This is a genomic window from Gemmatimonadota bacterium (genome assembly GCA_016209965.1).
Lineage (GTDB): Bacteria > Gemmatimonadota > Gemmatimonadetes > Longimicrobiales > RSA9 > JACQVE01.
In genome coordinates this window covers 1-9,685 of the sequence record JACQVE010000129.1, presented here as the reverse complement: position 1 = coordinate 9,685, position 9,685 = coordinate 1, and the positions used below count along the sequence as shown (strand labels likewise).

The window sequence follows — 9,685 nt, the reverse complement described above, 5'->3', positions numbered from 1 at the left end:
TTGCTGCTGTCGGCGCGTTGAAGTCGGAGGCGGCCTGCTCGCTCCGCTCGCTGGCCGCATCTATTATGATCGCGCCGCAGCAGAACGCGGGCGTTAGACAGCGCCACAGCCCACCGGCACTTGGCTGGAGCCCAACCTTGACAAGCGTATATCCTCGCGATATACATATGCCATGGGAGTCCTCAACGAGTTTTTCGCTGGACTGGAGGGCTTCGAGTGGGATGAGGGCAACTCGGATAAGAGTTGGCACCGCCACGCGGTCCGTCAAGTCGAGGCCGAAGAGACCCTCCTCAATCGACCTGTTCTGCTCGCCCTGGACGTCAAGCACTCCCAACAGGAGTCACGGTTCATCGCGTTGGGGCAGACGGACACCCAGCGGCACCTCACCGTGGTCTTCACGGTCCGAGGGACCCGAGTACGTGTCATCTCAGCCCGGCCCATGAGCACCAAGGAGCGACGCATCTATGGCCAAGCCCAAGCGCCCGCTGAAGCCGATTCCTGCGTTTCGGTCCGAAGCCGAGGAACGGGAGTTCTGGGAGACTCACGACTCGACCGAGTACGCGGATTGGTCGCGCGCTCAGGTGGTCACCTTCCCGAACCTCAAGCCTTCGACCGAGACGATTTCGCTGCGCCTGCCGGCTCCCTTGTTGGCTGACCTCAAGGTCCTCGCCAACAAGCGGGATGTGCCGTACCAGTCTCTGCTGAAAGTGTTTCTGGCAGAGCGAGTCGCGGCAGAGTGGAGGCGGCTGGGTGTCGGGCGTGCGCTGTCTAACCCTAAAGCACCACCGGTCGGTCGCAGTTAAGGTTCTGAACCCCGAGTTGGCCCAAGCCCCAAGGGGATCGGCGAGACCCTTGGCGCCGTGCGGCCGACGTTGCGAGCCGGTGAACCGGACTGCACATTGGGCGTCTGGAGCGGCGCGACTGTCGTTTTCCAGACTCCAACGCGCTCCGGAGTACCCGTGAAGCACTGGCGTGAGACAGCGGAAATCGTCGATCGCGTAGCGGCCCTGTGTCGTGAAGGCCGCGAGGCCGCGCTCGCCACCGTCGTGGACATCGGCGGCTCGGCGTACCGCCGGCCGGGAGCGAAGCTCCTCATCGACGACGGCGGAACGCTGCTCGGCGGGGTGTCCGGCGGGTGCCTCGAGGCCGACGTGCGAGAGCACGCGCTCGCCATCGTGCGCGCGGGAACGCCTCGGCTCCTGCACTACGAAACCGGAAGCGACGCCGATACCGTCTGGGGGCTCGGGCTCGGCTGCGAAGGCGCGGTGGACATCTTTCTCCAGCCCGCGACGCACGGGCCCTTCCAGCATCTCCTCGAGCCGCTGGCGGTGTACCTCGAGGGCGACGCGCCGATCGCCGTCGCCACCGTCGTCGAGGGACCAATCGGCGTCGGGGGAGTGATCGTTACGTCCACAGCTCGCCGGCGCGCCGGGACCACTCGGAACGATGCGTTGGACGACGCGTTGAGCGCACAGGCTGCGGTGTGCCTGACCGGGGGGCAGTCGGCGACCTGCGAGGTGGCCGGGGCGCGGGCGTTCGTCGAGATTCTGCTGCCGCCACCGCACCTCGTGGTCGTCGGGGGCGGCGCCGACGGCGAGGCGCTCGCCGCGTGCGCGGCCCCCACCGGCTTTCGGGTGACCGTAGTGGACCACCGCGAGGCACAGCTCGCGCCGGCGCGCTACCCGACCGGCACGCGCACGGTCCGCCGCCCACCCGACGAGGGCACCGCGGGCCTTCCGGCGGGGCCGGACACCTACGTCGTGGTCAAGAACCACTCGCTGCGCCACGACCGAGAATGGTTGCGTGCGTTCCTCCGGACGGAGGCAGCGTACGTCGGCGTCCTCGGTCCCCGTGCGCGGACGGAGCAGATCCTGGCGGACGTGGACGCAGGCGACGCGCCGCGGGTCTTCGGCCCCGTAGGCCTGGACCTGGGCGCCGACGGGCCGGAACAGATCGCCCTCGCGATCGTGGCGGAGATCCTGGCTGTTCGCGCCGGCCGCACGCCGCGGCACTTACGGGACCGCGAGGCCGCGATCCATGCCGGTTGAGCGCTCGGAGCGCGTCGCCGCGGTCGTGCTCGCGGCCGGCTCGTCTACCCGACTGGGCCGCAACAAGCTGCTGCTCGAGCTGAACGGCCAGTCGCTCGTGCGCCGCACGGTGCGTCGCGTACTCGAGGCCGGACTCGATCCCGTCATCGTCGTGCTGGGCCACGACGCCGAGCGGACGGCGAGCGAGGTGGCGGACCTCAGGTGCCGCTGCGCGGTGAACCCCGACCACGCCCGGGGCGTCCACACTTCGCTCCGCACTGCGATCGCCGAAGTCCCGCCCGACGCCCGGGCGGCGGTGATCGTGCTCGCAGACATGCCGTTCGTGACACCCGAGATGGTCCGGACGCTCGTCGAACGCTATCGCACGGAGAACGCGCCGCTCGTCGTGTCGGAGTACGGAGGGGTCAATGCACCGCCGATCCTGTACGACCACTCGCTGTTCGCGGAGCTACTGGAGGCGGAGGGCGTGGGGTGCGGCAAGCACGTGGTGCAGCGGCATCGCGCGGAGGCCGTGTCGGTGTCATGGCCGGTGGAAGCGCTCGCCGATCTCGACACGGCCGAGGACTACGAGCGCATCCGGGCGCGGCTCCCGGCGGGGTAGCGGTGCGACGCAACGTGCTGGGACTGGCCGCCGGGCTGGCGGCGCGAGGGGAGCCCTTCGCGCTGGCCACGGTGGTGCGCCGCGAGCCGCCGAGCTCGGCGCACGTGGGTGACACAGCGCTGGTGACCGCTGGCGGCGAGTTCCACGGATGGGTGGGCGGGGCGTGTACCCGACCCACGGTGCTCCGCGAGGCGCTGCGCGCGATCGCTGACGGCGAGCCCAGGCTCCTCAGTCTGTCGCCCGACGGTGCGGGTGCGCCACGGCCCGGCGTTACGCTGCTGCCCATGACCTGTCACAGCGGAGGGACGGTGGACCTCTACATCGAGCCGGTGCTCCCCGCGCCGCGGCTCGTCGTCTTCGGTATCGCTCCGGCCGCGCGGGCGCTGGTCCGCATCGGAGCTGTGCTCGGCTACGCCGTGGACGTGGTGGACCCCGAGGCGGAGCGGGAGGGGTTCCCCGACGCCGATCGCGTGACGGCCGACGTCGCCCCGGACGCCGTCCCGCCGGGCGCCTTCGCGGTCGTGGCGACCGTGGGCGAGCGCGACGTCGAGGCGATCGAGGCCGCCCTCGCCCTGCGCCCCGCCTACCTCGGCGTCATCGCCAGCCGGCAGCGGTTCGCCCAGGTGCGAGACGCGCTGCGCGCGGGCGGTGCGGCTGCCGAGGCGATCGGCCGGATCGCAACGCCGGCGGGGCTCGACATTGGCGCCAAGACCCCCGAGGAGATCGCCCTGAGCATCATGGCTGAAATCGTCCAGCGGCGCCGGCGTTCCGCGGGCGACGCGGCAACGCAGCACGTCGCTACTACCGCGACCGGGCTGGCGAAAGCCCGAGATCCGGTGTGCGGCATGACTGTCGATCCCACCACCGCGAAGCATCAGGCCGCGTTCGCGGGGCGGGACTACTACTTCTGCTGTGGTGGGTGCCGCACGCGGTTCCTCGCCTCGCCGGAGGCGTTCGTCGCGGCCGCCGAGAGCGGGGCATGAAAACCGAAATCGCCGAGATGCAGGCCGCCATGGAGCGGCTCGGCTACATCGCGGAGCCGGAGATCGCCACGGCGGTGTATCTCGCGCAGCGCATGCGCCGCCCCCTCCTCATCGAGGGCGACGCCGGGGTGGGGAAGACCGAGATCGCCAAGGTGATGGCTACCTCACTCGGCACAGAGCTGATCCGGCTCCAGTGCTACGAGGGGCTCGACGTCAATACGGCGCTCTACGAGTGGGACTACCAGCGCCAGTTGCTGCGGCTGCGGATGGTCGAGGTGGACGGCCGCACCCCCGAGGAGCTGGAGCACGTCATCTTCAGCCGCGACTTCTTGCTGGAGCGACCGTTGCTCAGGGCCATTACTCGGCCGGACGGCCCGCCCGTCCTGCTGGTCGACGAGATCGACCGGGCTGACGACGGATTCGAGGCGTTCCTCCTCGAGCTGCTCTCCGATTACCAGGTGACGATCCCCGAGCTGGGGACGATCTCGGCCACCCACGTGCCGTACGTGGTGCTCACGTCCAACCGCTCGCGCGAGATCGGCGATGCGCTGCGCCGCCGCTGCCTGTACCTGTATGTGGCGCATCCCACCCTCGAAAAGGAGGTCCGCATCATCAAGAGCCGCGTGCCACGGGTGAGCGAGCGGCTGGCCACCGAGATCGCAGCGTTCGTGCAGGGGCTCCGCACCCGGCCGCTCTCCCGGATGCCGGGCGCGGCGGAGACGATCGATTGGGCCGCGGCACTGGTGCAGCTCCACGGCGACCATCTCGAGGCCGAGACGGTGGCGATGACGCTGGGGTGCATCCTCAAGGGCCAACGCGACGTGGCCGACGTGGACGGCGAGACGATCGGCGCGCTCCTGGAGGAAGCGCGCGCGGCGGTGGGGGAGGTGGGGTGAGCGACCGCGACCTCGTTCGGCACCTCGCGCGGTTCTGTGGTGCACTGCGGGATCTAGGCGTGGCGGTGCGGCTCTCCGACGAGGTGGACGGCGCCCAGGCACTGGGCCTGGTGGATGTGGGTGATCGGACCGAGGTCGGGCGCGCGCTCGGGGTGGCGCTCAAGATCAAGCCCACGGACCGCCCGGCCTTTGCGGCGCTCTTCGACGCCTGGTGGCGTGAGGCGCCGGCCGAGCTGCCGGACGTGGATCGCCGGAAAGACCGGCCGTCGGTGCAGGGCCGCACGGTGCGGCATGCGGCGCCCGCGCGTTCCCCTTTTCGCGAGACCGGCGACGAGGGAGAGGACTTCACACCGGGCAGCGGCCAGGAGATCGGCTACAGCCCTGAGCCGCTCCTGCGCCGCAAGCCGTTCGACCACTGGACGGACACGGACCTGGTCGAGATGGACCGCGTGATTGCGCGGCTCGCGCTACGGCTCGCCACGCGCCGCAGCCGCCGGCTCGTACCCACCCGCGGCCGCGGGCTGATCGATCTCCGCCGGAGCCTGCGCCACACGATCGGGACGAGGGGCGAGGTGCTCACGTTCGCCCGGCGCGCGCGGCCCATCGAGCGCCCCCGCGTGGCGCTGCTGTGCGATACTAGCGGATCCATGGACCCGCACACCAAGTTTCTCCTCACCTTCGTCCTGTCGTTGGGCAAGGTGATCCGGCGGGCCGATGTGTTCGTGTTCAACACCGCGCTGACCCGGGTCACGCCGTGGCTCTCGCGGCGCGCAGTGCATCGAACGCTCGAGCGCCTGGCCACCGCGGCCCCCGACTGGTCGGGGGGCACGCGGATCGGCGCGTGCCTGGCCGAGTTCGTCGACCGCTACGTGCCGGGCGTGGTGGATCACACGACGACGGTGGTGATCCTCAGCGACGGGCTGGACAGCGGCGACCCGGCGGTGCTCGCCAGGGCAATGCGCGCGATCCAGTCCGCCGCCCGTCAGGTTATCTGGCTGAATCCGCTCCTGGGCGACTCGCGCTACGAGCCCACGGCCCGCGGCATGGAAGCGGCGCTGCCGTTCGTGGACCATTTTGCGGCGGCGCACACGCTGGAATCGCTGGAACGCATCGTTCGGCTGCTCGCGGCGTGAGCCAATGGCCATTCGCATCGAGAAACAGTTTTCGGTCGACGCGCCCCCGGATGCCGTGTGGGCTTTCCTCACCGATCCCCACCGCGTGGCGCGGTGCCTGCCGGGCGCCTCGGTGACCGAGCAGATCGACGAGCGCACGTACGGCGGCAAGATGACCGTCAAGGTGGGGCCCGTCTCCACCAGCTACAAAGGAAAGATCACGTTCGAGCGCCTCGATCCGGGCGCCCGGACCGCCGAATTGAGTGGGCGCGGGCAAGACGTGCGGGGTCGGGGCGGCGCCGACATGCGCATGACCAGTCGGCTCGTCGAGAAAAACGGCGGCACCGACGTCACCGTCGTCTCGGAGGTGAACGTCACCGGCATCCTGGCGCAGTTCGGCCGCGGCATGATCGAGGACGTGAGCGATCAGATGTTCCAGACGTTCACCGAGAAGATGCGCCAGGAGCTGGCGCCGCCGGCCGCCGCGCCCGCGGGCGCAGTAGAGGGTGCAACCACGGCCGCGGCGGTCCCGCCGGAACCCGAAGAGGCCCTCGACGTGGTCTCGCTCGGCGCCAAAATCGGGAGCCGGGCGGTGGGCCGCCTGGTGCGCCGTCCCATCTTCTGGGTCGGCGTGGCGGTCGTCGCCGCCCTCGTGTACCTGCTTCTCGCGCGGTAGTTGACACGGTTCACGGAGGTCGCGGCATCCCGCCACCGCAACCTGGGACGCGATAGACAAGGGTTCGTCAGACGGAAGGAGCGCAAATGATTCCCGCAGCGTTCGACTACCATGCTCCCGGATCGCTGGAGGACGCGATCGCGCTGCTCGAGCAGCACGGCGACGAGGCCAAGGTGCTGTCCGGGGGGCAGAGCCTCCTACCGCTCCTGAAACTCCGCCTCGGTTGGGCCACCCAACTCGTGGACATCGGGCGGATCCCGGGGCTCGAGTACATCAAGGAGGAGGACGGGTACCTCAAGATCGGCGGGAACACCCGCGAGGCGGCGCTCGAGCGGTCGGATCTCATCCGCACAAAGTATCCGATCCTGCTGGACACCACGCTCGTGATCGCCGATCCGGTCGTCCGGAATCGTGCCACGGTGGGAGGAAACCTTGCGCACGGCGATCCCGCGAACGACCATCCGGCCACCATGCTCGCCCTCGGTGCAGAGCTCGTGGCTGTGGGCCCCAAGGGGCAGCGGACCATCCCCATCACGGAGTTCTTCAAGGGGTTGTTCGAGACGGCGCTCGCCCCGAGCGAGATCCTCACCGAGATCCGCGTCCCCAGTCCGCCCCCGCGCTCCGGCGGCGCGTACCGGAAGCTGGAGCGCAAGGTGGGCGACTACGCCACGGCGGCGGCGGCCGCACAGCTCACGCTCGGCAAGAACGGCAAGATCGAAGTTGCGGGGATCGGGCTCACGAACGCGGGCCCCGTGCCGCTGAAGGGCACCGAAGCGGAGAAGTTCCTCGTCGGCAAGGCACCGGACGAGAAGACGTTCGCCGAGGCGGCCCGGCTCGCGGCCCGGGCGGCGTCGCCCACGGCGGACTGGCGGGGATCGGTGGAGTACAAACGCGAGATGGCGCGGGTGATGACGGGCCGGGCGCTGGCCGCGGCCGCCCAACGCGCGGGAGGGATGTAGTCATGGCCCAGCACACGATCCACGTCACGATCAACGGGACGGCGCACGAGGCCACGGTCGAGTCACGGTTGCTCCTGGTGCACTTCCTGCGCGACGTCCTGGGGCTCACGGGCACGCACATCGGGTGCGACACCACGCACTGCGGCGCGTGCACGGTGCTGCTCGACGGCGAGCCGGTCAAGTCCTGTACCGTCCTCGCGGTCCAGGCCGACAGGAAACAGGTCAAGACGGTCGAAGGCCTGGCCGAGAACGGCAACCTGCATCCCATCCAGCAGGGCTTCTGGGAGGAGCACGGACTCCAGTGCGGCTTCTGCACGCCCGGCATGATGATGACGAGCTACGCGTTGCTGCAGCGCAATCCGAACCCGAGTGAGGCCGAGATCCGGCAGGCCATTTCCGGCAATCTCTGCCGGTGCACCGGATACGTGAACATCGTCAAGGCGGTGCAGCACGCGGCCGCCAACCTCAAGTAGGAGAGGGAACGATGGCGCCCAAGACATCGGCGGAGGTCAGCGGAATGGGGCACGCGATGAAGCGTAAGGAGGACCCGCGCTTCATCCGGGGACAGGGGCGGTACGTCGACGACATCCAGCTCCCCGGCATGCTGTATCTGGACATCGTGCGCAGCCCGTTCGCCCACGCCAAGATCACCAACATCGATACGGACGCGGCCCTGAAGGTGCCCGGCGTCGCGGCGGTAATCACTGGGAAGACGCTGGAGCAGTACAACCTGCACTGGATGCCGACCCTGATGTCGGATACGCAGATGGTGCTGCCGATCGACACGGTGATGTATCAGGCGCAGGAGGTGGCGGCGGTGGTCGCGACGTCGCGCTACGCGGCGGCCGACGGGGTGGCGGCGGTCGAGGTCGACTACGATCCGCTTCCCGTGGTTGTCGATCCCTTCAAGGCCCTGGAACCCGGCGCGCCCGTGCTCCGCACGGACAAGAAGGACAAGAAGGACAACCGCATCTTCCACTGGGAGGTGGGCGACAAGGACGGGACGGCCAAGGCGCTGGCCTCGTCGGACGTGGTCGTGAAGCAGGACATCTACCTGCCGCGCATTCACGTGGCGTCCATCGAGACGTGCGGGTGCGTGGCCGATTTCAATCCGACCACCGGCAAGCTCACGGTCTACATGACGACGCAGGCTCCGCACGCCATCCGCACGGTCGTGGCGCTGGTGGCGGGGCATGTCGGCCTCTCGGAGGAGAAGATCCGGATCATCTCGCCCGACATCGGCGGCGGGTTCGGTGGGAAGGTGCCGGTCTACCCCGGGTACGTGATCGCCATCGCGGCCTCGGTCGTGACCGGCAAGCCGATCAAGTGGATCGAGGACCGCATGGAGAACCTCCAGGCGGACTCGTTCGCGCGCGACTACCACATGACGGCGGAGATCGGCGCCAAGAAGGACGGTACCATGAGGGCGCTCCGCATCAGGACCGTGGCCGATCACGGCTACGCCGACGCGGCAGCCAACCCGTCCAAGTTCCCGGCCGGGCTGTTCTCGATCTGCACGGGGTCGTACGACCTGCAACACGCCTTCGCCGAGGTGGACGGCGTCTACACTAACAAGCCGCCGGGCGGCATCGCGTACCGCTGCTCGTTCCGGGTGACGGAGGCGGTGCACGCCATCGAGCGGATGACCGACGTGCTGGCGCACGAGCTGAAGATGGATCCGGCGGAGCTGCGGATGAAGAACTTCATCCCGGCCGACCGCTTCCCCTACAAGTCCCCGCTCGGCTGGGAGTACGACAGCGGCAATTACCAGGGCGCGCTCCGGAAGGCGATGGACCTGATCGGCTACGCCGATCTCCGGAAGGAGCAGGCCGAAAAGCGGAAGCGCGGGGAACTGATGGGGATCGGGATTTCGAGCTTCACCGAGATAGTGGGCGCGGGGCCCTCCCACACGTACGACATCCTCGGCATCAAGATGTTCGACTCGGCGGAGATCCGGATCCACCCGACGGCCAAGGCGACCGCGCGGTTCGGCACGAAATCGCAGGGCCAGGGGCACGAGACGACGTACGCCCAGATCGTGGCCGAGGAGCTGGGGATCCCCGCGGCGCACGTCGAGGTGGAGGAGGGCGACACCGACACGGCGCCCTACGGCCTCGGCACGTACGCCAGCCGCTCGACGCCCACGGCGGGTGCGGCGGCGGCGATGGCGGCGCGCAAGATCCGCGACAAGGCCAGGAAGATCGCGGCGCACCTGCTCGAGGTGAGCGAGGACGACCTCGAGTGGGAGACGGGGAAGTTCTTCGTGAAGGGCGCGCCGCAGAAGGCCAAGACGATCCAGGAGATCGCGTTCGCGGCCTACACCAACCACCCGCAGGGGATGGAGGCGGGGCTCGAGGCGGTCGACTACTACGACCCGCCGAACCTCACCTTCCCGTTCGGCAGCTACATC

At 69.3% G+C, this 9,685-nt stretch carries 10 protein-coding genes and 1 pseudogene; all 11 read left to right on the top strand.

Going from position 1 to position 9,685, the window contains the following annotated elements:
• The first annotated feature begins 172 nt into the window (after nucleotides 1-172).
• Nucleotides 173-475 (top strand): annotated as a pseudogene (locus HY703_05345) (BrnT family toxin).
• On the top strand, nucleotides 465-803 hold the full coding sequence (locus HY703_05340) for a BrnA antitoxin family protein (protein ID MBI4544594.1): 339 nt from the start codon (nucleotides 465-467) through the stop codon (nucleotides 801-803). Before HY703_05345 ends, HY703_05340 begins: the two are co-directional and overlap by 11 nt.
• 156 nt (nucleotides 804-959) lie before the next feature.
• A complete protein-coding gene (locus HY703_05335; protein MBI4544593.1) occupies nucleotides 960-2,048 on the top strand; it encodes an XdhC family protein in 1,089 nt (362 codons plus the stop codon).
• Nucleotides 2,038-2,649 (top strand): nucleotidyltransferase family protein, encoded by a 612-nt coding sequence (locus HY703_05330; GenBank protein ID MBI4544592.1) that lies wholly within the window; start codon nucleotides 2,038-2,040, stop codon nucleotides 2,647-2,649. Before HY703_05335 ends, HY703_05330 begins: the two co-directional genes overlap by 11 nt.
• Before the next feature lie 2 nt (nucleotides 2,650-2,651).
• A complete protein-coding gene (locus HY703_05325) occupies nucleotides 2,652-3,632 on the top strand; it encodes an XdhC family protein (protein ID MBI4544591.1) in 981 nt (326 codons plus the stop codon).
• On the top strand, nucleotides 3,629-4,528 hold the full coding sequence (locus HY703_05320) for a MoxR family ATPase (GenBank protein ID MBI4544590.1): 900 nt from the start codon (nucleotides 3,629-3,631) through the stop codon (nucleotides 4,526-4,528). The genes HY703_05325 and HY703_05320 overlap by 4 nt, the downstream gene beginning before the upstream one ends.
• Nucleotides 4,525-5,661, top strand: a complete 1,137-nt coding sequence (locus tag HY703_05315) for a VWA domain-containing protein (protein MBI4544589.1) — start codon at nucleotides 4,525-4,527, stop codon at nucleotides 5,659-5,661. The genes HY703_05320 and HY703_05315 overlap by 4 nt, the downstream gene beginning before the upstream one ends.
• Nucleotides 5,662-5,665: 4 nt before the next feature.
• Nucleotides 5,666-6,316: an SRPBCC family protein gene (locus HY703_05310; protein MBI4544588.1), complete on the top strand. Its 651-nt coding sequence runs from the start codon at nucleotides 5,666-5,668 to the stop codon at nucleotides 6,314-6,316.
• Nucleotides 6,317-6,402: 86 nt separating this feature from the next.
• On the top strand, nucleotides 6,403-7,275 hold the full coding sequence (locus tag HY703_05305) for a xanthine dehydrogenase family protein subunit M (protein MBI4544587.1): 873 nt from the start codon (nucleotides 6,403-6,405) through the stop codon (nucleotides 7,273-7,275).
• 2 nt (nucleotides 7,276-7,277) lie between these two features.
• A complete protein-coding gene (locus HY703_05300) occupies nucleotides 7,278-7,748 on the top strand; it encodes a (2Fe-2S)-binding protein (protein MBI4544586.1) in 471 nt (156 codons plus the stop codon).
• A gap of 11 nt (nucleotides 7,749-7,759) precedes the next feature.
• Nucleotides 7,760-9,685, top strand: a 1,926-nt coding sequence (locus HY703_05295; protein ID MBI4544585.1) for a carbon-monoxide dehydrogenase large subunit, incomplete at its 3' end; no start/stop codon positions are given.